2 protein-coding genes and 1 pseudogene are annotated in these 26,943 nt (G+C 62.2%); all 3 read left to right on the top strand.

The features are described from left to right. Nucleotides 1-579: 579 nt before the first annotated feature. The 3 genes and pseudogenes from RBRH_RS21330 to RBRH_RS21320 all read left to right on the top strand — a co-directional run bounded on the left by RBRH_RS21330 (nt 580) and on the right by RBRH_RS21320 (nt 26,754). Complete coding sequence (locus tag RBRH_RS21330) at nt 580-9,177, top strand: non-ribosomal peptide synthetase (protein ID WP_013435682.1); 8,598 nt, start codon at nt 580-582, stop codon at nt 9,175-9,177. Continuing rightward, nucleotides 9,101-16,180, top strand: a pseudogene (locus tag RBRH_RS21325) (amino acid adenylation domain-containing protein); the annotation flags it as partial. The gene RBRH_RS21330 and the pseudogene RBRH_RS21325, both read left to right, overlap by 77 nt. Further along, entirely contained in the window at nt 16,138-26,754 is a 10,617-nt protein-coding gene (locus RBRH_RS21320) for a non-ribosomal peptide synthetase (protein ID WP_013435680.1), read from the top strand. The pseudogene RBRH_RS21325 and the gene RBRH_RS21320, both read left to right, overlap by 43 nt. Nucleotides 26,755-26,943 lie beyond the last annotated feature (189 nt).

Genomic DNA, 26,943 nt, shown 5'->3' with positions numbered 1-26,943 from the left:
GCTCTGATCACGAACGGGTGCCTGAGACACGTCCTTGAGCCGTACCCCATCCATCTCGTGGACGATCGTGTGACCTCTAGTTGCAAGTTATCGTTTCTTTTGTTAAAGACCTGTCGTTTTAAGCCAAGGTAATGAACTTGAGTGCATCATGGCGGGCGCTTTACAGTCTTTCAACCAGGTGCTAAGCGCTGCGGTTACCTGAATCTTTGCAGCGGCTCATGACAGCTGGGCACAGTGCTTGCGCGATTTGAAGCAGTTAACGTCGAGCGCATGGGTCAGCGAACGGGTGCGTAGCCGTGTTGCTAAATAATCCACGTGCAGCTAAGCGCGTTATGCTCAGCGTTTTCGCTAAAGCAATTGATCGTGGCGTAATAATTGATCGGTCAAGTGCACGAGCGACGCACTGACGCGTGCTGGCGGCCCTGATCGCCGCAGTGGATAGCTAAGAATGGCACGCGACGTGTCATCAAAGCCGTAGTGGTTCCTGAAAAGCAAAGATAGATTCTGAGCGCGTCGTTGTATTGATTTGTACACCTATTAATTATCAGGTCGCTTGGTCGCCTGAATCGGAGCTTTGTTATGGATGCTAGCATCACGCCCGTTACGTATGCATTATCCACTGCCCAAACTGAGATCTGGCTCGCGCAGCAACTGCATCCAGACAGCCCCGTCTACAACATTGCACAGTACACGGTCATTGAAGGCGCGATTAAGCAGGCCGTCTTTGAAGCGGCATTGCGCCAAGTGATTGATGAGGCCGACACCCTGCGCTTGCACTTTATCGACAGCGATGACGGGCTGCGGCAGAGGATTGGTTCACCCGCATGGTCAATGCCGGTGCTGGACCTCACGTCAGAAGCCGATCCTCAGGCAGCGGCTCAGGCGTGGATGCGCACCGATTATCAACAGCCGGTAAATTTGATGCAGGGACCGCTTTTTTGCTATGCGTTGCTGAAAGTGGCGCCCGCGCAATGGATCTGGTATCAGCGCTATCACCATATCATGATGGATGGATATGGCCAGTACCTGATCGCCCAACGCGTTGCACACGTGTATAGCGCGCGATGCGCGGGAACGGCACTCGCAGCATGTGATTTTGGCTCGATTCGACAGCTATTAGAAAGCGATGCGCAATATCAGACCTCTGCCCAGCGTAAAAAGGATGAAGCGTATTGGCTTAAGCACTGCGCCCATTGGCCTGGGCCCGCGACGCTGGCAAGCCGCGCCGCCCCGGCCTTACAGCAGCGGCTGCGTCAGACGACTTACCTGGCCACCCAATGGGTGGACGACTATGTGCTGGATGCGGGCCGGCTGGCGCAGTTCTTGAGCGCTGCATGGGCCGCGTATCTGTATCGGATGACTGGCGCGCAGGACGTGGTGTTCGGTTGTCCAGTGACGGCCCGCTTGGGGGCAGACTGGCACATTCCTGGCATGGTGTCCAATACCGTTCCGCTGCGGTTCAGATTCGAACCGAACATGGACTTATTGTCGTTGTTGCGGCAGGCGGCGAAGGAAATTCAAAGCGGACTTCAATATCAACGCTACCCGAGCGAAGCGCTGCAGCGTCAACTTGGGCTGGCGCCCGGACAGTCACTATTCGGCATCAAGGTTAACGTGATGCCGTTTGACTACGAGCTGTTATTTGGCGGGCATTCATCGACGAACCATAATCTGCTCGCTGGTCCGGTTGACGATTTGATGCTCGGTGTCTATTGGACACTCAATAGCCATCAATTACGAATTGACTTTGACGCCAATCCTGCGTGTTACAGCGCGGAGGCGCTCGGCGTGCATCAGCGTCGGTTTATCCGGTTCATGCAAGTGCTCGCTGCCGATGCCACGCAACCGATTGACAGCATCGATCTGCTCGACGCTGATGAACGGTATCGGCTGCTGGTCGAAGGGAATGCGACGCAACGGGACTATCCATCGCACTTATGCATCCACCAGTTATTTGAAGCGCAGGTCGAGCAAACACCTGAGGCGCCGGCGCTGGTCTATGAGGATCAAACGTTGAGCTATGCACAGCTCAATGCACGAGCCAATCGCCTCGCGCACCAGTTGATCGAGTGGGGCGTCAGGCCGGACACGCGGGTGGCGATCTGCGTGCAGCGCTCGCCGGCGCTAGTTGTGGGGCTGCTGGCGATCCTCAAAGCGGGTGGCGCCTATGTGCCGCTCGATCCCGCCTATCCGGGTGAGCGCTTGGCGCACATCCTCACCGATGCGGCACCGAGCATGGTGCTCGCGGATGCGGTGGGGCGCGCTGCGTTGGGCGAGGCGGCGTTGGCCGAGTGCACGGTGCTCGATCCGGCCACCCTGCCGGCGTTGCCGGACACGAATCCGTCGGTGGCGGGCCTGACGGCCCGGCATCTGGCGTATGTGATCTATACGTCCGGCTCCACTGGCACCCCGAAGGGCGTGATGGTGCCACATCATGCGATTGCGCGGCTGGTCATCAACAATGACTTTGTTGACATTTGCACCGGTGATCGTGTGGCGTTCGCAGCGAACCCGGCTTTCGACGCGAGCACGTTTGAAGTGTGGGCGCCGCTGTTAAATGGTGCCACTGTTGTGGTGATCGATCATGACACGGTGCTGATGCCCGCTGCGTTTGCGCACACGTTGCGCGAACAGCGCATCAGCATTTTGTGGCTCACCGTTGGCTTGTTCAATCAGATGGCCGCACAGGTGGACATGGCCTTCTCTCAACTCAAGGCATTGATTGTCGGAGGAGACGTGTTGGATGCGAGGTGGGTTGCGCAAGTGATGCGCGAGTCCCCTCCTGAGCAACTGATCAACGGTTACGGTCCGACCGAGAGCACCACGTTTGCGACGATTTACAAGGTCACGTGCGTTCCGGAAAGAAACGCCAGCATCCCGATTGGCCGACCCATTGCGAACACGCGTGTTTATTTGCTGGACGCACACAGCCAGCCGGTGCCCCTGGGTGCGGTCGGTGAATTGTATATTGGTGGCGCGGGGGTGGCACGCGGCTATTGGAACCGCCCGGCGCTGACCGCCGAGCGCTTTGTGCCGGATCCGTTCTCAGAGGATGCCGATGCACGGCTGTACAAGACTGGGGATTTGGCACGGTATTTACCGGACGGCCATCTGGAGTTCGTGGGGCGCAACGATGAGCAAGTCAAGATCCGCGGTTTTCGGATTGAACTGGGCGAGATCGCAGCGTGCTTAACGGCGCACCCGCAGGTGCAGGATGCAGTGGTGCTCGCGTGCGGTGAGGGGTCGGACAAGCGGCTGGTGGCGTATGTGCGGGCCGAAGCGGACGAGCCACTGGCGAGCACCTTGCGCGCGCAGGTGGCGGCGAGCCTGCCCGAGTATATGGTGCCCAGTGCGTTTGTGCGGGTGGACGCTTGGCCACTGACACCGAACGGCAAGCTCGATCGGCGTGCACTGCCCGCACCGGATGACGAGGCGCGGGCACATCAAGCGTATGAAGCGCCGCAAGGCGAGCTGGAGACGACGCTCGCGGCAATCTGGGCCGAGCTCTTGGGTGTGAAGCGGGTGGGTCGGCACGACAACTTCTTTGCGCTCGGGGGCCACTCGCTGCTGGCGGTGCGGTTGATGAACCGGGTCAGCGGGCTGGGCGCTGATGTGCCGCTGGCGACCTTGTTCGCGGCGCCGACGTTGGCCGCGTTTGCCGCGGCGCTCGAAGCCCACTTGCAACAAGGCACCGATGCGCTGCCCGAGATCACACCGGTGTCACGCGAAGGCAGTCTGCCGCTATCGTTCGCGCAGCAGCGGTTGTGGTTTCTCGCGCAGCTCGATGGGGCCAGTGAGTCGTATCATACGCCGCTGGCGCTGCACGTGCGCGGGCCACTGGATCGAGCGGCCTGGCAACAGGCGCTCGATGTGCTGTGGGCGCGTCACGAAGCGTTGCGCTCGACGTTTGTGAGCGTCGCCGGTCAGCCGCAGGTGCAGTTGCTGCCGGCGGACACGGGCGTGCCGCTGCGCTGGCATGATCTGCGTGGTGTGCCAAATGCGCAGGCGCAACTGGCACGCTTGCGTCACGAAGCCGCGCACGCGCCGTTCGATCTGGCGCAGGGCCCGTTGATCCACGCATGCGGCATGCAATTGGCCGATGACGAGCACGTGATGTTACTCGTGCAGCACCATATTGTGTCGGACGGCTGGTCGCTTGGCGTGCTCGCGCGCGAGTTGAGTGCACTGTACGCGGCGAGCGTTGGGGCGCAAGCCGATGCGCTACCGCCGCTGTCGGTTCAGTATCCGGACTATGCGGCGTGGCAACGACAGTGGCTCACGGGCGAGCGGCTGCAGGCGCAAAGCAACTACTGGCGCGCGACGCTCGCCGACGCGCCGGTGCTGCTGGCGCTGCCGACCGACCGGCCACGCTCGGGGCAACAGTCGTTTGCCGGCGCACAGGTGCCGATGCGCATGGATGCGGCCACGACGCAAGCGCTCAAGCGCTTAAGTGGGGAGTACGGCACGACGCTATTTATGACGGTGCTCGCGGCGTGGAGCGCGGTGCTCGCGCGCCTGTCCGGCCAGTGTGATGTGGTCATCGGCACGCCCAGCGCTAATCGTCACCATCCACAGATTGAGCCGTTGATTGGTTTTTTTGTCAATACGCTGGCGTTGCGCGTGGATTTGTCGGACGAGCCCGATACCGTAGAGCTGCTCGCGCGCGTGCGGCGCACGACACTCGACGCACAAGCGCATCAGGATCTGCCGTTTGAGCAAGTCGTGGAGATCGTGCAGCCGCCGCGTCGATTGAATCATACGCCGCTGTTTCAAGTGATGTTGGCGTGGCAGAGTAATGAGACAGGGCAGTGGCGCTTACCCGGACTGGATGTCACGCCTGCCGAGCTCGATTACGACAGGGTCCGGTTTGACTTGGAAATGCACCTGTATGAAGCAGGCGAGGAGATTATTGGGGCATTGTGCTATGCGAGCGCGTTGTTTGACCCCGCGACGATTGAGCGGCACGTTGGGTATCTGACGACGATGTTGCAGGCGATGGCGGCTCATCCCCAGCAGCCGGTCGCAACGCTTGAGTTGCTGTCACCGGCCGAGCGTCAGTTGTTGCTGCAGACATGGAACACGACAACAGCCCCCTATCCAGCGCACCCGTGCCTTCATCAGCTGTTCGAGGCGCAGGTCGAGCGCAGTCCCGATGCTACTGCGCTGGTGTATGAAGAGCAGACACTAAGCTATGCGCAGCTCAATGCACGGGCCAATCGCCTTGCACATCGGCTCATTGAATTGGGTGTTGAGCCGGATGCACGAGTGGCAATCTGCGTCGAGCGCTCGCCGGCAATGGTCGTGGGGCTATTGGCGATCGTGAAGGCTGGCGGCGCTTGTGTGCCACTTGATCCTGCGTATCCGTCCGAGCGCCTTGCACATATTCTGAATGATGCAGCACCAACGATCGTCCTAGCTGATGCAACGGGCAGGGCCACGTTGGGGGAAGCGGCGCTTGCGTGCCGAACCGTACTTGAGCCTGAGGTACTGCTCGATCAAGCTGTACCCAATCCACGGGTAGCCGAGCTGACTCCTCGCCATCTTGCCTATGTCATCTACACGTCTGGCTCCACCGGCAAGCCGAAGGGCGTGATGATCGAACATGTGCAAATTACACGCTTATTCGAGGTGACACAGTCTAACGGTACGCTAAATGAAGATCAGGCGCTGATTGAGCGGCAACGCGGTTATAGTCTGACGCCTGCCGATCGCGTTCTCCAAAAAACACCCTTTAACTTTGATATCTCAATCTGGGAACTCTTTGGGACGTTGCTCAATGGCGCGACCCTTGTGGTAGCAGACGCCGACGTTCATAAAGAGCCGGTTGCCTTGATGGATCTCATTGCCCGGCAGCGCATCACGACGGTTTACTTTGTACCATCCATGCTCAGCATTTTTTTGGATACGGAAGGTGTTCAGCGCTGCACATCGGTGAAGCATTTGATTTGCAGTGGTGAAGCGCTGCCCGGTGCGACTGCCCAGCGGTGTCAAACGCTGCTGCCTGACGCGCAAGTTCACAATTTGTATGGCCCCACTGAAAATGCCCTTGGTACAACGTTTTGGACGTGCCCCGCAGCGTGCGCAGAAAACACTATTCCAATTGGGCGACCCATTGTAAACACGCGCGTTTATCTGCTTGATACGCATGGCCAGCCAGTGCCATTAGGCGCGGTCGGTGAGTTATATATTGGTGGCGCGGGGGTGGCACGCGGATATTGGAACCGACCGGAGTTGACCGCCGAGCGTTTTGTGCGCGATCCGTTCGTGGACGAGCCCGATGCGCGAATGTATAAGACCGGGGATTTGGCGCGGTATTTACTGGACGGCCATCTGGAGTTTGTGGGGCGCAACGATGAGCAAGTGAAGATCCGCGGCTTTCGGATTGAGCTGGGTGAGATCGAAGCGTGCTTAACGGCGCACCCGCAGGTGCGTGATGCGGTGGTGCTGGCAACCGGTGAGGGGTCGGACAAGCGACTGGTGGCGTATGTGCAGGCCGAAGCGGACGAGCCACTGGCGAGCACGCTGCGCGCGCATGTTTCGGCCCGCCTGCCCGAGTATATGGTGCCCAGTGCGTTTGTGCGGCTGGACGCGTGGCCGCTAACGCCCAACGGCAAGCTCGATCGGCGTGCACTGCCCGCACCGGATGACGAGGCGCGGGCACATCAAGCGTATGAAGCGCCGCAAGGCGAGCTGGAGACGACGCTCGCGGCAATCTGGGCCGAGCTCTTGGGTGTGAAGCGTGTGGGTCGGCACGACAGCTTCTTTGCGCTCGGGGGCCACTCGCTGCTGGCGGTGCGGTTGATGAACCGGATCAGCGGGCTGGGTGCTGACGTGCCGCTGGCCGCCTTGTTCGCCACGCCCACATTGGCCGCGTTTGCCGCGGCGCTCGAAGCCCATCTGCAACAAGGCACCGATACGCTCCCCGAGATCACGCCGGTCTCACGCGAAGGCCATTTGCCGCTGTCGTTCGCGCAGCAGCGACTGTGGTTCCTCACGCAGCTCGATGGGGTCAGTGAGACGTATCATATGCCGCTGGCGCTGCATGTGCGCGGGCCACTGGATCGAGCGGCCTGGCAACAGGCGCTCGATGTGCTGTGGGCGCGTCACGAAGCGCTGCGCTCGACGTTTGTAAGCGTCGAGGGGCAGCCGCAGGTGCGGCTGCTGCCGGCGGACAGGGGCGTGCCGCTGCGCTGGCATGATCTGCGTGGGGCGCCGGATGCGCAGGCACAACTGGCACGCTTGCGTCACGAAGCCGCGCACGCGCCATTCGATCTGGCGTGCGGGCCGCTGATGCGCGCATGCGTCGTTCAGCTCGCCGATGACAACTATCAGTGCGTGCTCACACAGCACCATATTGTGTCGGACGGCTGGTCGCTTGGGGTACTCACGCGCGAGTTAAGTGCACTGTACGCGGCGAGCATGGGGGTGCAAGCCGATGCGCTACCGCCGCTGTCGGTTCAGTATCCGGACTATGCGGCGTGGCAACGACAGTGGCTCACGGGTGAGCGGCTGCAGGCGCAAAGCAACTACTGGCGCGCGACGCTCGCCGACGCGCCGGTGCTGCTTGAACTACCGACCGATCGGCCGCGCCCGGCACAACAGTCATTTGCCGGCGCGCAGGTGCCGGTGCAGATCGATGCATCGACCACGCAAGCGCTCAAGCGCTTAAGCGCTGAGCATGGCACGACGCTATTTATGACGGTGCTCGCCGCATGGAGCGCGGTGCTCGCGCGCCTGTCAGGCCAGCACGACGTGGTCATCGGCACGCCCAGCGCCCATCGTAACCACCCGCAAATCGAGCCGTTGATTGGCTTTTTTGTCAATACGTTGGCGTTGCGCATGGATTTGTCGGGCGAGCCGGATACCGCAGAGCTGCTCGCGCGCGTGCGGCGCACGACACTCGATGCGCAAGCGCATCAGGATTTACCGTTCGAGCAAGTGGTGGAGATCGTGCAGCCGCCGCGTCGATTAAATCATACGCCGCTGTTTCAAGTGATGTTGGCGTGGCAGAGTAATGCGCCAGGCGAGTGGCGCCTACCCGGGCTCACGACCACGCCGGCTGAGCTGGAGTATGAGGTCGTGAAGTTCGATCTCGAGCTGAACTTATCTGAGGCAGGTGAGGAGGTCGTTGGCCGCTTAGGGTATGCGACGGCGCTGTTCGATCACGCGACGATCGAGCGGCACGTCGGGTATCTACAGACGATGTTGCGCGCCATGGTGGCTCGCCCCCAGCAGCCGGTTGCAACGCTTGAGTTGCTGTCACCGGCCGAGCGTCAGTTGCTGCTTGACACGTGGAATGCGACGCAGCGGGACTATCCGAAACATCGGTGTGTGCACCAGTTGTTTGAGGCGCAGGTCGAGCGCACGCCCGAGGCGCCAGCGCTGGTATATGAAGCGCAGACACTGAGCTATGCGCAGCTGAACGCACAAGCTAATCGCTTGGCGCACCAGTTGATCGAGCTGGGTGTCAAGCCAGACATCCGGGTGGCGATCTGCGTTGAGCGCTCGCCGGCGCTAGTTGTGGGGCTGCTGGCGATCCTCAAAGCGGGTGGCGCCTATGTGCCGCTCGATCCCGCCTATCCGGGTGAGCGCTTGGCGCACATCCTCACCGATGCGGCACCGAGCATGGTGCTCGCGGATGCGGTGGGGCGCGCTGCGTTGGGCGAGGCGGCGCTGGCCGAGTGCACGGTGCTCGATCCAGCTACCCCGTCGACGTGGCCGGACACCAATCCGTCGATAGCCGAGCTGACGGCTCGCCATCTGGCGTATGTGATCTATACATCGGGTTCAACCGGCACGCCGAAAGGCGTGATGGTGCCGCATTATGCGATTGCGCGGCTGGTCATCAACAATGGCTATGTTGACATTCGCACCGGTGATCGTGTGGCGTTCGCGGCAAACCCGGCTTTCGACGCGAGCACGTTTGAAGTGTGGGCACCGCTGTTAAATGGCGCCACCGTTGTGGTGATTGATCATGACACGGTGCTGATGCCCGCTGCGGTTTGCGCACACGTTGCGCGAACAGCGCATCAGCATTTTGTGGCTCACCGTTGGCTTGTTCAATCAGATGGCCGCACAGGTGGACATGGCCTTCTCTCAACTCAAGGCATTGATTGTCGGAGGAGACGTGTTGGATGCGAGGTGGGTTGCGCAAGTGATGCGCGAGTCCCCTCCTGAGCAACTGATCAACGGTTACGGTCCGACCGAGAGCACCACGTTTGCGACGATTTACAAGGTCACGTGCGTTCCGGAAAGAAACGCCAGCATCCCGATTGGCCGACCCATTGCGAACACGCGTGTTTATTTGCTGGACGCACACAGCCAGCCGGTGCCCCTGGGTGCGGTCGGTGAATTGTATATTGGTGGCGCGGGGGTGGCACGCGGCTATTGGAACCGCCCGGCGCTGACCGCCGAGCGCTTTGTGCCGGATCCGTTCTCAGAGGATGCCGATGCACGGCTGTACAAGACTGGGGATTTGGCACGGTATTTACCGGACGGCCATCTGGAGTTCGTGGGGCGCAACGATGAGCAAGTCAAGATCCGCGGTTTTCGGATTGAACTGGGCGAGATCGCAGCGTGCTTAACGGCGCACCCGCAGGTGCAGGATGCAGTGGTGCTCGCGTGCGGTGAGGGGTCGGACAAGCGGCTGGTGGCGTATGTGCGGGCCGAAGCGGACGAGCCACTGGCGAGCACCTTGCGCGCGCAGGTGGCGGCGAGCCTGCCCGAGTATATGGTGCCCAGTGCGTTTGTGCGGGTGGACGCTTGGCCACTGACACCGAACGGCAAGCTCGATCGGCGTGCACTGCCCGCACCGGATGACGAGGCGCGGGCACATCAAGCGTATGAAGCGCCGCAAGGCGAGCTGGAGACGACGCTCGCGGCAATCTGGGCCGAGCTCTTGGGTGTGAAGCGGGTGGGTCGGCACGACAACTTCTTTGCGCTCGGGGGCCACTCGCTGCTGGCGGTGCGGTTGATGAACCGGGTCAGCGGGCTGGGCGCTGATGTGCCGCTGGCGACCTTGTTCGCGGCGCCGACGTTGGCCGCGTTTGCCGCGGCGCTCGAAGCCCACTTGCAACAAGGCACCGATGCGCTGCCCGAGATCACACCGGTGTCACGCGAAGGCAGTCTGCCGCTATCGTTCGCGCAGCAGCGGTTGTGGTTTCTCGCGCAGCTCGATGGGGCCAGTGAGTCGTATCATACGCCGCTGGCGCTGCACGTGCGCGGGCCACTGGATCGAGCGGCCTGGCAACAGGCGCTCGATGTGCTGTGGGCGCGTCACGAAGCGCTGCGCTCGACGTTTGTGAGCGTCGCCGGTCAGCCGCAGGTGCAGTTGCTGCCGGCGGACACGGGCGTGCCGCTGCGCTGGCATGATCTGCGTGGTGTGCCAAATGCGCAGGCGCAACTGGCACGCTTGCGTCACGAAGCCGCGCACGCGCCGTTCGATCTGGCGCAGGGCCCGTTGATCCACGCATGCGGCATGCAATTGGCCGATGACGAGCACGTGATGTTACTCGTGCAGCACCATATTGTGTCGGACGGCTGGTCGCTTGGCGTGCTCGCGCGCGAGTTGAGTGCACTGTACGCGGCGAGCGTTGGGGCGCAAGCCGCTGCGCTGCCGCCGCTGTCGGTTCAGTATCCGGACTATGCGGCGTGGCAACGACAGTGGCTCACGGGTGAGCGGCTGCAGGTGCAAAGCGACTACTGGCGCGCGACGCTCGCCGACGCGCCGGTGCTGCTGGCGCTGCCGACCGACCGGCCACGCTCGGCGCAACAGTCGTTTGCCGGCGCACAGGTGCCGGTGCGCATTGATGCGGCCACGACGCAAGCGCTCAAGCGTTTAAGCGCTAAGCATGGCACGACGCTATTTATGACAGTGCTCGCGGCATGGAGTGCGGTGCTCGCGCGCCTGTCCGGCCAGTGTGATGTGGTCATTGGCACGCCCAGCGCCAATCGTCACCACCCGCAGATCGAGCCGTTGATCGGCTTTTTTGTCAATACGCTGGCGTTGCGCGTGGATCTGTCGGGTGGACCCGATACCGTAGAGCTGCTCGCGCGCGTGCGGCGCACGATGCTGGACGCGCAAGCGCATCAAGATCTGCCGTTTGAGCAAGTGGTGGAGATCGTGCAGCCGCCGCGTCGATTGGATTATACGCCGCTGTTTCAAGTGATGTTGGCGTGGCAGAGTAATGAGACAGGGCAGTGGCGCCTACCTGGGCTCACGGCCACGCCGGCTGAGCTGGAGTATGACGCCGTAAAGTGCGATCTCGAGCTGAACTTGTCTGAGACAGGCGATGAGATTGCTGGTAGCTTAGGGTATGCGACGGCGCTGTTCGACCAATCCACGATCGAGCGGCACGTCGGCTATCTGCAGGCCATGTTGCAGGCGATGGTGGCTCATCCCCAGCAGCCGGTCGCAACGCTTGAGTTGCTGTCACCGGCCGAGCGTCAGTTGCTGCTGCAGACATGGAACGCGACGCAGCGGGCGTATCCGTCGCACGTGTGCGTGCACCAGTTATTTGAGGCGCAGGTCGAGCGTACGCCCGAGGCGCCGGCGCTGGTCTATGAGGATCAAACGTTGAGCTATGCGCAGCTCAATGCACGAGCCAATCGCTTGGCGCACCAGTTGATCGAGTTGGGCGTCAAGCCGGACACGCGGGTGGCGATCTGCGTGCAGCGCAGTGCTGCGCTGGTCGTGGGGGTGCTGGCGATTTTGAAGGCTGGGGGCGCGTATGTGCCGCTGGATCCGAGCTATCCGAGTGAGCGCTTGGCGCACATCCTCGCCGATGCGGCGCCGAGCATGGTGCTGGCCGATGCGGCCGGGCGCGCTGCGTTGGGCGAGGCGGCGCTGGCCGAGTGCACGGTGCTCGATCCAGCTACCCCGTCGACGTGGCCGGACACCAATCCGTCGATAGCCGAGCTGACGGCTCGCCATCTGGCGTATGTGATCTATACATCGGGTTCAACCGGCACGCCGAAAGGCGTGATGGTGCCGCATTATGCGATTGCGCGGCTGGTCATCAACAATGGCTATGTTGACATTCGCACCGATGATCGTGTGGCGTTCGCGGCAAACCCGGCTTTCGACGCGAGCACGTTTGAAGTGTGGGCACCGCTGTTAAATGGCGCCACCGTTGTGGTGATTGATCATGACACTGTGCTGATGCCCCGTGCGTTTGCGCACACGTTGCGCGAACAGCGCATCAGCATCTTGTGGCTCACCGTTGGCTTGTTCAACCAGATGGCCGCCCAGGTGGACACGGCCTTCTCTCAACTCAAGGCATTAATTGTCGGAGGAGACGTGTTGGATGCTAGGTTGGTTGCGCAAGTGATGGGCGAGTCCCCTCCTGAGCAGCTGATCAACGGTTACGGTCCAACCGAGAGCACCACGTTTGCGACGATTTACAAGGTCACGTGCGTTCCGGAAAGAAACGCCAGCATCCCGATTGGCCGACCCATTGCGAACACGCGTGTTTATTTGCTGGACGCACACGGCCAGCCGGTGCCCCTGGGTGCAGTCGGTGAACTATACATCGGTGGCGCAGGCGTCGCGCGCGGCTATTGGAACCGCCCTGAACTGACGGCCGAGCGCTTTGTGCGCGATCCGTTCTCAGAGGACGCCGATGCGCGGCTGTATAAGACCGGGGATGTGGCACGGTATTTACCGGACGGCAATCTGGAGTTTGTGGGGCGCAACGATGATCAAGTCAAGATCCGCGGCTTTCGGATTGAGCTGGGCGAGATTGCAGCGTGCTTAACGGCGCACCCGCAGGTGCGTGATGCGGTGGTGCTGGCGTGCGGCGAGGGCTCGGACAAGCGGCTGGTGGCGTATGTGCAGGCCGAAGCGGATGAGCAGCTCGCGAGCACCCTGCGCGCGCAGGTGGCGGCGAGCCTGCCCGAGTATATGGTGCCCAGCGCGTTCGTGCGGGTGGACGCGTGGCCGCTAACGCCCAACGGCAAGCTCGATCGGCGTGCGTTGCCCGCACCGGATGAGGCGGCGCTAGCGCATCAAGCGTATGAAGTGCCGCAAGGCGAGCTGGAGACGACGCTGGCGGCAATCTGGGCCGAGCTCTTGGGTGTAAAGCAAGTGGGCCGGCACGATAGCTTCTTTGCCCTCGGCGGCCACTCGCTGCTGGCGGTGCGGCTCATTGAGCGTCTGCGGCGCCGGGGCTTGAGTGTGTCGGTGCGGGCGCTATTTGAGGCACCGACGCTCAGTGCGCTGGCGCAGTCGTTGGGCCAGCGCCGTGACGTGGCGGTGCCTGCGAACGCGATCACGCCCGACACGACTGTGATTACGCCGTCGATGCTGCCGCTCATTGAGCTAACGCAAGCGGACATTGACAAGATTGTTAAGCAGGTGCCGCAGGGCGTGGCCAATATCCAGGACATTTATGCGCTCTCGCCGCTGCAAGACGGGCTGCTGTTTCACCATCTGCTCGCGCGCGACGGCGATCCGTATCTGCTGATGGTGCAGCTGGCTTTCGATAGTCATGAGCGGCTTGACCAGTATTTGCACGCGCTGCAGCAGGTGATCGATCGCCACGATATTTTGCGCACCGCGTTCGTGTGGGAAGGCGTGTCCACGCCTGCGCAAGTGGTGTGGCGCCACGCACAGTTGCCGGTCACCGAGCTGACGTTGGACCCCGCTGACGAGCCGATCGTGGCGCAATTGGCGCGACGCTTTGATCCGCGTCACACGCGCTTGGATCTGACACAGGCGCCGCTGCTGCACTGTGCGATTGCGCAAGACAGGGCGGGTCGCTGGCTGCTTACGCAGCGGCTGCACCATTTGATTGGCGATCACTCGACGCTAGAGGTGATGCACGCGGAGGTGCGGGCGTTCATCGAGGGGCGAGGCGACACCCTGTCGCCGGCGCAGCCGTTTCGTCATCTGGTCGCGCAAGCGCGGCTGGGTGTCAGTCAAGCCGAACACGAACACTTCTTTACTGAGCTGCTCGCTGACGTGGAGCCGACCCTGCCGTTTGGGCTCGCGCAGATACAGCACGACGGCAGTGAAGTGAGCGAGTCACACCGGATGCTGCCGTCGGCGTTGAACGATCGGCTGCGCACGCACGCGCGGCGCCTGGGCGTGAGCTTAGCGAGCCTGTGTCACTTGGCGTGGGCGCAGGTGCTGGCCCGCGCGAGCGGCCAACCACGCGTGGTGTTTGGCACCGTGCTGTTCGGTCGGATGCAAGCGGGTGAGGGGGCCGACAGTGCGATGGGGCTGTTTATCAATACGCTGCCGCTGCGTGTGGACCTGAGCGGCAATGTGCAAGCCGCCGTGCATGCGACGCATGCGCGGCTGGCCGCGCTGTTGGAACACGAGCATGCGTCATTGGCGCTGGCGCAGCGCTGCAGCGGCGTGCCGGCCGATACACCGCTCTTTAGTGCGCTGCTCAATTACCGGCACAATGCGATGGGCTCGGATGAGCGCAGCGGGCTACCGGGTGTGGAGCTGCTCAGCGCGCAGGAGCGCACCAATTACCCGCTGACACTATCGGTCGAGGACTTCGGTCAAGCGCTGGAGCTGACGGCCCAGAGCGTGCCGCCGCTGGCGCCCGAGCGGGTGTGTGGGTATATGCAGCAGGCGCTGCACAGCTTGGCCGACGCGCTCGAGGCGGCGCCCGACACCGCAGTGCAGCAGTTGCAGGTGCTGCCTGAGGCCGAGCGCCAGTTGCTGCTGCAGACATGGAACGCGACGCAGCGGGCGTATCCGTCGCACGTGTGCGTGCACCAGTTATTTGAGGCGCAGGTCGAGCGCACGCCCGAGGCGCCAGCGCTGGTGTTTGAAGACCAAACGTTCAGTTACGCCGAGCTGAATGCACAGGCCAATCGCCTCGCACACCAGTTGATCGAGTTGGGCGTCAAGCCGGACACGCGGGTGGCGATCTGCGTGCAGCGCAGTGCCGCGCTGGTCGTGGGGCTATTGGCGATCTTGAAGGCCGGCGGCGCTTATGTGCCGCTCGATCCGGCGTATCCGGGCGAGCGCTTGGCGTACATTCTCGCTGATGCGGCGCCGAGCATGGTGCTGGCCGATGCGGCTGGGCGCGCTGCGTTAGGCGAAGCAGCGCTGGCCGAGTGCACGGTGCTCGATCCGGCTACCCTGCCGGCGTTGCCAGACACGAATCCGTCGGTGGCAGGTCTGACGGCCCGGCATCTGGCCTATGTGATCTATACGTCTGGCTCGACCGGCACCCCGAAGGGCGTGATGGTCGAACATGTCCAAGTGGCGCGGCTGTTCGAGGCAACGCAACCATGGTATGGCTTTAACGAGCATGATACTTGGTGCCTATTTCACTCGTTTGCCTTTGATTTCTCGGTCTGGGAGCTGTGGGGCGCACTGCGTTATGGTGGCAAGCTTGTCATCGTGCCTCATCCCATTGCTCGCTCTGCCGACGCTTTTTACCAGTTGATCTGTGAGCAGGGTGTCACCGTATTAAATCAGACCCCCAGTGCCTTTAAGGCGTTGATGGTCAGCCAAGCACACAGCGCCTTAACAGATCAATTACGCTATGTGATCTTTGGCGGGGAAGCGCTGGAGCCGACGAGCTTACAGGCGTGGTATGCCACGCACGACGAGCGTTATCCGCAATTGATCAACATGTATGGGATTACCGAAGTGACTGTGCATGTGACGTATCGGCCGCTTCGGCAGCAAGATAGCGAGCAAGCGGGCAGTCTGATTGGCACACGGATTCCGGATCTGACAATTTATCTGTTGGACGCGCATGGGCAGCCGGTGCCCCTGGGTGCGGTCGGTGAATTGTATATTGGTGGCGCGGGGGTGGCACGCGGCTATTGGAACCGCCCGGCGCTGACCGCCGAGCGCTTTGTGCCGGATCCGTTCTCAGAGGACGCCGATGCGCGGCTGTATAAGACCGGGGATTTGGCACGGTATTTACTGGACGGCCATCTGGAGTTTGTGGGGCGCAACGATGAGCAAGTGAAGATCCGCGGCTTTCGGATTGAGCTGGGTGAGATCGAAGCGTGCTTAACGGCGCACCCGCAGGTGCGTGATGCGGTGGTGCTGGCAACCGGTGAGGGGTCGGACAAGCGACTGGTGGCGTATGTGCAGGCCGAAGCGGACGAGCCACTGGCGAGCACGCTGCGCGGCATGTTTCGGCCCGCCTGCCCGAGTATATGGTGCCCAGTGCGTTTGTGCGGCTGGACGCGTGGCCGCTAACGCCCAACGGCAAGCTCGATCGGCGTGCACTGCCCGCACCGGATGACGAGGCGCGGGCACATCAAGCGTATGAAGCGCCGCAAGGCGAGCTGGAGACGACGCTCGCGGCAATCTGGGCCGAGCTCTTGGGTGTGAAGCGTGTGGGTCGGCACGACAGCTTCTTTGCGCTCGGGGGCCACTCGCTGCTGGCGGTGCGGTTGATGAACCGGATCAGCGGGCTGGGTGCTGACGTGCCGCTGGCCGCCTTGTTCGCCACGCCCACATTGGCCGCGTTTGCCGCGGCGCTCGAAGCCCATCTGCAACAAGGCACCGATACGCTCCCCGAGATCACGCCGGTCTCACGCGAAGGCCATTTGCCGCTGTCGTTCGCGCAGCAGCGACTGTGGTTCCTCACGCAGCTCGATGGGGTCAGTGAGACGTATCATATGCCGCTGGCGCTGCATGTGCGCGGGCCACTGGATCGAGCGGCCTGGCAACAGGCGCTCGATGTGCTGTGGGCGCGTCACGAAGCGCTGCGCTCGACGTTTGTAAGCGTCGAGGGGCAGCCGCAGGTGCGGCTGCTGCCGGCGGACAGGGGCGTGCCGCTGCGCTGGCATGATCTGCGTGGGGCGCCGGATGCGCAGGCACAACTGGCACGCTTGCGTCACGAAGCCGCGCACGCGCCATTCGATCTGGCGTGCGGGCCGCTGATGCGCGCATGCGTCGTTCAGCTCGCCGATGACAACTATCAGTGCGTGCTCACACAGCACCATATTGTGTCGGACGGCTGGTCGCTTGGGGTACTCACGCGCGAGTTAAGTGCACTGTACGCGGCGAGCATGGGGGTGCAAGCCGATGCGCTACCGCCGCTGTCGGTTCAGTATCCGGACTATGCGGCGTGGCAACGACAGTGGCTCACGGGTGAGCGGCTGCAGGCGCAAAGCAACTACTGGCGCGCGACGCTCGCCGACGCGCCGGTGCTGCTTGAACTACCGACCGATCGGCCGCGCCCGGCACAACAGTCGTTTGTCGGTGCACAGGTGCCGGTGCGCATGGATGCGGCCACGACGCAAGCGCTCAAGCGCTTAAGTGGGGAGTACGGCACGACGCTATTTATGACGGTGCTCGCGGCGTGGAGCGCGGTGCTCGCGCGCCTGTCCGGCCAGTGTGATGTGGTCATCGGCACGCCCAGCGCTAATCGTCACCATCCACAGATTGAGCCGTTGATTGGTTTTTTTGTCAATACGCTGGCGTTGCGCGTGGATTTGTCGGACGAGCCCGATACCGTAGAGCTGCTCACGCGCGTGCGGCGCACGACGCTGGACGCGCAAGCGCATCAAGATCTGCCGTTTGAGCAAGTGGTGGAGATCGTGCAGCCGCCGCGTCGATTGAATCATACGCCGCTGTTTCAAGTGATGTTGGCATGGCAGAGCAATGAGACAGGGCAGTGGCGCTTACCCGGGCTCACGGCCACGCCGGCTGAGCTGGAGTATGACGCCGTGAAGTGCGATCTCGAGCTGAACTTGTCTGATACAGGCGATGAGATTGTCGGCCGCTTAGGGTATGCGACGGCGCTGTTCGATCCCGCGACGATCGAGCGGTACGTCGGCTATCTGCAGGCCATGTTGCAGGCGATGGTGGCTCATCCCCAGCAGCCGGTTGCAACGCTTGAGCTGCTGTCACCGGCCGAGCGTCAGTTGCTGCTGCAGACATGGAACGCGACGCAGCGGGCGTATCCGTCGCATATGTGCGTGCACCAGTTGTTTGAGGCGCAGGTCGAGCGTACGCCCGAGGCGCCGGCGCTGGTCTATGAGGATCAAACGTTGAGCTATGCACAGCTCAATGCACGAGCCAATCGCCTCGCGCACCAGTTGATCGAGTGGGGCGTCAGGCCGGACACGCGGGTGGCGATCTGCGTGCAGCGCAGTGCTGCGCTGGTCGTGGGGTTGTTGGCGATTTTAAAGGCCGGGGGCGCGTATGTGCCGCTGGATCCGAGCTATCCGAGTGAGCGCTTGGCGCACATCCTCGCCGATGCGGCGCCGAGCATGGTGCTCGCGGATGCGGTGGGGCGCGCTGCGTTGGGCGAGGCGGCGTTGGCCGAGTGCACGGTGCTCGATCCGGCCACCTTGCCGGCGTTGCCGGGCACCAATCCGTCGGTGGCGGGCCTGACGGCCCGGCATCTGGCGTATGTGATCTATACGTCCGGCTCCACTGGCACCCCGAAGGGTGTACAGAATGAGCACCAGGCGCTCGTCAATCGTCTGGTGTGGATGCAGCAAGCTTATGGTTTGACGACGGCCGATCGTGTGCTTCAGAAAACACCCGTGAGTTTTGACGTGTCTGTCTGGGAGTTTTTCTGGACCTTACTCAATGGCGCTACCCTGGTTGTGGCGGCACCCGATGTGCATAAAGATCCGGCTGCCTTGATAGAGTTGATCACTCGGCAGCGCATCACTACGGCTCATTTTGTGCCGTCCATGCTGAGCCTGTTTTTGCACAATGAAGGGGTTCAGCACTGTACGTCTGTAAAACGGCTGGTTTGCAGTGGCGAAGCGCTGCCGGGGGCGAGTGTGCGGCTTTGCCAAACACTGTTACCGAGCGCGCAGCTGTATAACTTGTATGGTCCGACGGAAGCGGCAATTGATGTGACGGCCTGGAGCTGCCCGGCAAACTACACAGAGGACACCGTGCCAATCGGCCGGCCGATTGCGAACACAAGGATCTATCTGCTCGATGCGCCCGGGCAGCCAGTGCCACTGGGTGCGGTTGGTGAACTGTACATCGGTGGCGCAGGCGTGGCACGCGGCTATTGGAACCGCCCGGCGCTGACCGCCGAGCGCTTTGTGCCGGATCCGTTCTCAGAGGACGCCGATGCGCGGCTGTATAAGACTGGGGATTTGGCACGGTATTTACCGGACGGCAATCTGGAGTTCGTGGGGCGCAACGATGAGCAAGTCAAGATCCGCGGTTTTCGGATTGAACTGGGTGAGATTGAGGCGTGCTTAACGGCGCATCCGCAAGTGCGTGATGCGGTGGTGCTAGCAACAGGCGAGGGCTCGGCTAAGCGGCTGGTGGCGTATGTGCGGGCCGAAGCGGACGAGCCACTGGCGAGCACACTGCGCGCGCAGGTGGCGGCGAAGCTGCCTGAGTATATGGTGCCCAGTGCGTTTGTGCAAGTGGACGCGTGGCCGCTGACGCCCAACGGCAAGCTCGATCGGCGTGCACTGCCCGCACCGGATGACGAGGCACTGGCGCATCAAGCGTATGAAGCGCCGCAAGGCGAGCTGGAGACGACGTTAGCCGAGATTTGGGCTGAGCTCTTGGGTGTGAAGCGTGTGGGTCGGCACGACAGCTTCTTTGCGCTCGGGGGCCACTCGCTGCTGGCGGTGCAGCTCATTGAACGTCTGCGGCGTCGGGGCTTGAGTGTGTCAGTGCGGGCGCTATTTGAGGCACCGACGCTCACTGCATTGGCGCAGACGTTGGGCCAGCGCCGTGACGTGGTGGTGCCTGCGAACGCGATCACGCCTGACACAACGGCGATTACGCCGTCGATGCTGCCGCTCATTGAGCTGACGCAAGCGGACATTGATAAGATTGTCGAGCAGGTGCCGGGAGGGGGGGCCAATATCCAGGACATTTATGCCCTGTCGCCGCTGCAAGACGGGCTACTGTTTCACCATCTGCTGGCCAGCACAGGCGATCCATATCTGCTGATGGTGCAGCTGGCTTTCGACAGTCGCGCGCGGCTTGACCAGTATCTGCACGCGCTGCAGCAGGTGATTGATCGCCACGATATTTTGCGCACCGCGTTCGTCTGGGAAGGCGTGTCCACGCCTGCGCAAGTGGTGTGGCGCCACGTGCGGTTGCCGGTGACCGAGCTGACGCTGGATGCCGCTGACGGGCCGATTGCGGCGCAATTGGCGCGGCGCTTTGATCCGCGTCACACGCGGCTGGATCTGACGCAAGCGCCGCTGCTGCACTGTGCGATTGCGCAGGAGAGTAGGGGGCGCTGGCTACTCACGCAGCGGCTGCACCATTTGATTGGCGATCACTCGACGCTGGAGGTGATGCACGCGCAGGTGCGGGCGTTCATCGAGGGTCGAGGCGACACCCTACCGCCGGCGCAGCCGTTCCGTCATCTGGTCGCGCAAGCCAGGTTGGGTGTCAGTGAAGCCGAGCATGCGCGCTTTTTTACCGAGCTGCTCGCGGACGTGGAGCCGACCTTGCCGTTTGGGCTCGCACAGGTACAGCGCGACGGCAGTGACGTGAGCGAAGCCCACCGGATGCTGCCGCCGGCGTTGAACGACCGGCTGCGCGGGCACGCCAAACGGTTGGGCGTCAGTCTGGCGAGCCTATGTCATTTGGCATGGGCGCAGGTGCTGGCGCGCGCGAGCGGCCAATCACGCGTGGTGTTTGGCACCGTACTGTTCGGTCGGATGCAAGCGGGTGAGGGTGCCGATCGTGCGATGGGGCTCTTTATCAATACGTTGCCACTGCGTGTGGATTTGGACGGCAGTGTGGAGGCGTGTGTGCGGAGCACGCATGCGCGGCTGGCGGCGTTGCTCGAGCATGAGCATGCGTCGCTGGCGCTCGCGCAGCGCTGCAACGGCGTGCCGTCGGGCACGCCGCTCTTCAGTGCGCTGCTCAATTACCGGCACAATGCGATGGGCTCGAATGAGCGCAGCGGGCTATCGGGTGTGGAACTGTTGAGCGGGCAGGAGCGCACCAATTATCCAATTGGGCTGTCAGTGGAAGATGATGGGCAGTCGTTGGGGCTAACGGCCCAGAGCGTGCCGCCGCTGGAGCCCGAGCGGGTGTGCGCGTATATGCAGCGGGCGCTGCACAGCTTGGCCGACGTGCTCGAGGCGGTGCCCGACACCGCAGTGCAGCGGTTGCAGGTGCTGCCCGAGGCGGAGCGTCAGTTGCTGCTTGACACGTGGAATGCGACGCAGCGGGACTATCCGTCGCACTTGTGCGTGCACCAGTTGTTCGAAGCGCAGGTCGAGCGCACGCCCGAGGCGCCGGCGCTGGTGTATGAAGCGCAGACGCTGAGCTATGCGCAGCTGAACGCACAAGCTAATCGCCTCGCACACCAGTTGATCGAGTTGGGCGTCAGGCCCGATGCACGGGTGGCGATCTGCGTGCAGCGCAGTGCCGCGTTGGTCGTGGGGGTGCTGGCGATTTTAAAGGCTGGGGGTGCGTATGTGCCGCTGGATCCAGCGTATCCGGGCGAGCGCTTGGCGCACATTCTTGTTGATGCATCCCCGAACATTGTGCTCGCGGATGCGGCCGGGCGCGCTGCGTTAGGCGACGCGGCGCTCGCATCCTGCACGGTGCTCGATCCGGTTACCTTGCCGGCGTTGCCGGACACGAATCCGTCGGTGGCGGGCCTGACGGCCCGGCATCTGGCGTATGTGATTTATACGTCGGGCTCCACCGGTACCCCGAAGGGCGTGATGGTCGAGCATCGAGGCGTGGTGAACCTTGCTCTGGCGCAGATTGCCTGTTTTGGGGTGCAGCCAACCAGCCGCATTTTGCAGTTTGCGTCGTTCAGCTTTGATGCGAGTGCATCCGAAATCTGGATGGCCTTTGGCAGCGGTGCAGTGTTGTATTTGCCCCTCGAGGCGGCCCGGCAGGATCGGCATGCTTTGTGGGACTATTTGGCAAGCCATGCGATTACGCACGCGACTTTACCGCCAGCACTGCTTCAACATGGCGCAGATTTGTCCAGTTTTGGTCTGTCCTTAACACTGATTCTGGCAGGCGAAGCGCCCAGTGCGACGTTGGTTCGAAACTTGGTCGACCAAAGCACGGTTTTTAATGCCTACGGCCCCACGGAGACAACCGTGTGTGCCACAGCATGGCGTGGTGCACGTGACTTCAGCGGTGCGGTCCCGATTGGCCGACCTATTGCCAACACGCGCATTTATTTGCTGGACGCACACAGCCAGCCGGTGCCCCTGGGTGCAGTCGGTGAACTATACATCGGTGGCGCAGGCGTCGCGCGCGGCTATTGGAACCGCCCGGCGCTGACCGCCGAGCGCTTTGTGCCGGATCCGTTCTCAGAGGACGCCGATGCGCGGCTGTATAAGACTGGGGATTTGGCACGGTATTTACCGGACGGCAATCTGGAGTTCGTGGGGCGCAACGATGAGCAAGTCAAGATCCGCGGTTTTCGGATTGAACTGGGTGAGATCGAAGCGTGCTTAACGGCGCACCCGCAGGTGCAGGATGCAGTGGTGCTCGCGTGCGGTGAGGGGTCGGACAAGCGGCTGGTGGCGTATGTGCGGGCCGAAGCGGACGAGCCACTGGCGAGCACGCTGCGCGCGCATGTTTCGGCCCGCCTGCCCGAGTATATGGTGCCCAGTGCGTTTGTGCGGCTGGACGCGTGGCCGCTAACGCCCAACGGCAAGCTCGATCGGCGTGCACTGCCCGCACCGGATGACGAGGCGCGGGCACATCAAGCGTATGAAGCGCCGCAAGGCGAGCTGGAGACGACGCTCGCGGCAATCTGGGCCGAGCTCTTGGGTGTGAAGCGTGTGGGTCGGCACGACAGCTTCTTTGCGCTCGGGGGCCACTCGCTGCTGGCGGTGCGGTTGATGAACCGGATCAGCGGGCTGGGTGCTGACGTGCCGCTGGCCGCCTTGTTCGCCACGCCCACATTGGCCGCGTTTGCCGCGGCGCTCGAAGCCCATCTGCAACAAGGCACCGATACGCTCCCCGAGATCACGCCGGTCTCACGCGAAGGCCATTTGCCGCTGTCGTTCGCGCAGCAGCGACTGTGGTTCCTCACGCAGCTCGATGGGGTCAGTGAGACGTATCATATGCCGCTGGCGCTGCATGTGCGCGGGCCACTGGATCGAGCGGCCTGGCAACAGGCGCTCGATGTGCTGTGGGCGCGTCACGAAGCGCTGCGCTCGACGTTTGTAAGCGTCGAGGGGCAGCCGCAGGTGCGGCTGCTGCCGGCGGACAGGGGCGTGCCGCTGCGCTGGCATGATCTGCGTGGGGCGCCGGATGCGCAGGCACAACTGGCACGCTTGCGTCACGAAGCCGCGCACGCGCCATTCGATCTGGCGTGCGGGCCGCTGATGCGCGCATGCGTCGTTCAGCTCGCCGATGACAACTATCAGTGCGTGCTCACACAGCACCATATTGTGTCGGACGGCTGGTCGCTTGGGGTACTCACGCGCGAGTTAAGTGCACTGTACGCGGCGAGCATGGGGGTGCAAGCCGATGCGCTACCGCCGCTGTCGGTTCAGTATCCGGACTATGCGGCGTGGCAACGACAGTGGCTCACGGGTGAGCGGCTGCAGGCGCAAAGCAACTACTGGCGCGCGACGCTCGCCGACGCGCCGGTGCTGCTTGAGCTACCGACCGATCGGCCGCGCCCGGCACAACAGTCGTTTGTCGGTGCACAGGTGCCGGTGCGCATGGATGCGGCCACGACGCAAGCGCTCAAGCGCTTAAGTGGGGAGTACGGCACGACGCTATTTATGACGGTGCTCGCGGCGTGGAGCGCGGTGCTCGCGCGCCTGTCCGGCCAGTGTGATGTGGTCATCGGCACGCCCAGCGCTAATCGTCACCATCCACAGATTGAGCCGTTGATTGGTTTTTTTGTCAATACGCTGGCGTTGCGCGTGGATTTGTCGGACGAGCCCGATACCGTAGAGCTGCTCACGCGCGTGCGGCGCACGACGCTGGACGCGCAAGCGCATCAAGATCTGCCGTTTGAGCAAGTGGTGGAGATCGTGCAGCCGCCGCGTCGATTGAATCATACGCCGCTGTTTCAAGTGATGTTGGCATGGCAGAGCAATGAGACAGGGCAGTGGCGCTTACCCGGGCTCACGGCCACGCCGGCTGAGCTGGAGTATGACGCCGTGAAGTGCGATCTCGAGCTGAACTTGTCTGATACAGGCGATGAGATTGTCGGCCGCTTAGGGTATGCGACGGCGCTGTTCGATCCCGCGACGATCGAGCGGTACGTCGGCTATCTGCAGGCCATGTTGCAGGCGATGGTGGCTCATCCCCAGCAGCCGGTTGCAACGCTTGAGCTGCTGTCACCGGCCGAGCGTCAGTTGCTGCTGCAGACATGGAACGCGACGCAGCGGGCGTATCCGTCGCATATGTGCGTGCACCAGTTATTTGAGGCGCAGGTCGAGCGCACGCCCGAGGCGCCGGCGCTGGTCTATGAGGATCAAACGTTGAGCTATGCACAGCTCAATGCACGAGCCAATCGCCTCGCGCACCAGTTGATCGAGTGGGGCGTCAGGCCGGACACGCGGGTGGCGATCTGCGTGCAGCGCAGTGCTGCGCTGGTCGTGGGGTTGTTGGCGATTTTAAAGGCCGGGGGCGCGTATGTGCCGCTGGATCCGAGCTATCCGAGTGAGCGCTTGGCGCACATCCTCGCCGATGCGGCGCCGAGCATGGTGCTGGCCGATGCGGTGGGGCGCGCTGCGTTGGGCGAGGCGGCGCTGGCCGAGTGCACGGTGCTCGATCCGGCCACCTTGCCGGCGTTGCCGGGCACCAATCCGTCGGTGGCGGGCCTGACGGCCCGGCATCTGGCGTATGTGATCTACACGTCGGGCTCGACCGGCACGCCCAAGGGGGTGATGGTCGAGCATCGGGGTATGGTAAACCTTGCTCTGGCGCAGATCGCCTGTTTTGGCGTGCAGCCAACCAGCCGTATTTTGCAATTTGCGTCGTTCAGCTTTGATGCGAGTGCATCCGAAATCTTTATGGCTTTTGGCAGCGGTGTAGCGTTGTATCTGCCACCCGAGGCGGCCCGGCATGATCGGCATGCTCTGCGTGACTATTTGGCAAGCCATGCGATTACGCACGCGACGTTACCGCCTGCACTACTTCAACATGGCACAGATTTGCTTAGCTTTGGTCCGTCCTTAACGCTGATTCTAGCAGGCGAAGCGCCCAGTGCAACGCTGGTTCGAGACTTGGCCGACCAAGGCACGGTCTTTAATGCCTACGGTCCCACGGAGGCGACCGTTTGTGCCACGGTATGGCGTGGTGCACGTGACTTCAGTGGTGAGGTCCCGATTGGCCGGCCAATCGGGAACACGCGCGTGTATCTGCTCGATGCGCACAGCCAGCCGGTGCCGCTGGGTGCGGTGGGTGAGTTATCTATTGGTGGTGCGGGGGTGGCACGGGGCTATCTGAACCGCCCGGAGCTGACTGCCGAGCGCTTTGTGCCGGATCCGTTCTCAGAGGATGCGGATGCACGGCTGTATAAGACCGGGGATGTGGCCCGTTATCGGGCCGACGGCAATCTGGAGTTCTTGGGTCGCAATGACGATCAGGTCAAGCTTCGCGGCTTTCGCATTGAGCTGGGCGAGATCGCAGCGTGCTTAACGGCGCATCCGCAGGTGCGCGAGGCGGTGGTGCTGGCAACCGGTGAGGGCTTGGACAAGCGGCTTGTCGCGTATGTACAGGCCGAAGCGGATGAGCCACTGGCGAGCACACTGTGCGCGCAGGTGGCGGCGAAGCTGCCTGAGTATATGGTCCCCAGTGCGTTTGTGCGGGTGGACGCGTGGCCGCTAACGCCCAACGGCAAGCTCGATCGGCGTGCACTGCCCGCACCGGATGAGGCGGCACTGGCGCATCAAGCGTATGAAGCGCCGCAAGGCGAGCTGGAGACGACGTTAGCCGAGATCTGGGCTGAGCTCTTGGGTGTGAAGCGTGTGGGTCGGCACGACAGCTTCTTTGCGCTCGGCGGCCACTCGCTGCTCGCCATGCGCTTGATCAGTCGTGTACGTACAGCGTTAGGGATTGACCTTGCTATTCGCACGTTGTTTGAGGCACCCACTCTCGCAGGCTTAGCACGCCATTTCGTTAAACATGACGGGATCCAAGAAAACTCGTTTTCTGTTCTACTTCCTCTTAAACCCACAGGCAGTCGTCCTGCTCTTTTCTGCATCCATCCCGGATTTGGTTTGAGCTGGAGCTATATGGGTCTGTCCAATTACCTTCACCCGGATCAGCCCCTCTATGGCTTGCAGGCTCGTGGGTTCGATGGAACAAGCCCGCTTGCGTCTACCCTTGACGAGATGGTGTCAGACTATCTTGAGCAAATGCGCCATGTTCAGCCCAAAGGACCTTACTGCTTATTAGGATGGAGCTTCGGTGGCATAGTGGCGCATAGCATGGCTGTCCGACTCGAACACGAAGGCGAAAAAGTGGCGTTGCTGGGGTTACTAGATAGTCCTCCTTTTGCGGGCAAAGCTTTTGAAGAGGAAGCAAATCAACTTGACCAGGCGATAGTTAGAGATGTGTTCGCCTATCACTATGGCAATGAGTTAATCTCGGCGATGGATAAGCATTTATTGGAAAACATTGAGAAAATTGCAAAGAATAATGTGCGTATCGTAAAAGATTATTTTCCATCGCAGTATAGCGGTGATGCGCTATTGTTTCGAGCCACGGTAGCAGAGGCTGGATGTGAAACGGTAGTGACGCCTGATGCGTGGAAACCATATGTGCTTGGGGAAATAAAAGTTCATGACATGCATTGTAGCCACGGAGAAATGCTTAAGCCAGAACCCACGGCCGCTATTGCTTCCATTCTAGCCTGTCAGCTAGATTAATGGGAGAGCCAGCAGGCCCAAGAAGTGAATGAAGACGATAAGGCAGTTTAGCAAGGCACGTAAAGTCGAGGCGGTGAAGCTGGTCAAGGCGCGTGTTGTGTCGCTTGCACAGGAGCGCCTGCGACTTGGCTGTGCATAAGGTAAGCAGCTCACGAGGGCCGTTTGCAATGCGAGAGGCGGGTGAAGCAT

It is taken from the genome of Mycetohabitans rhizoxinica HKI 454 (assembly GCF_000198775.1).
GTDB lineage: Bacteria > Pseudomonadota > Gammaproteobacteria > Burkholderiales > Burkholderiaceae > Mycetohabitans > Mycetohabitans rhizoxinica.
Note: the sequence above shows the minus strand (reverse complement) of the source record. Positions and strands in the feature narration are given on the sequence as shown.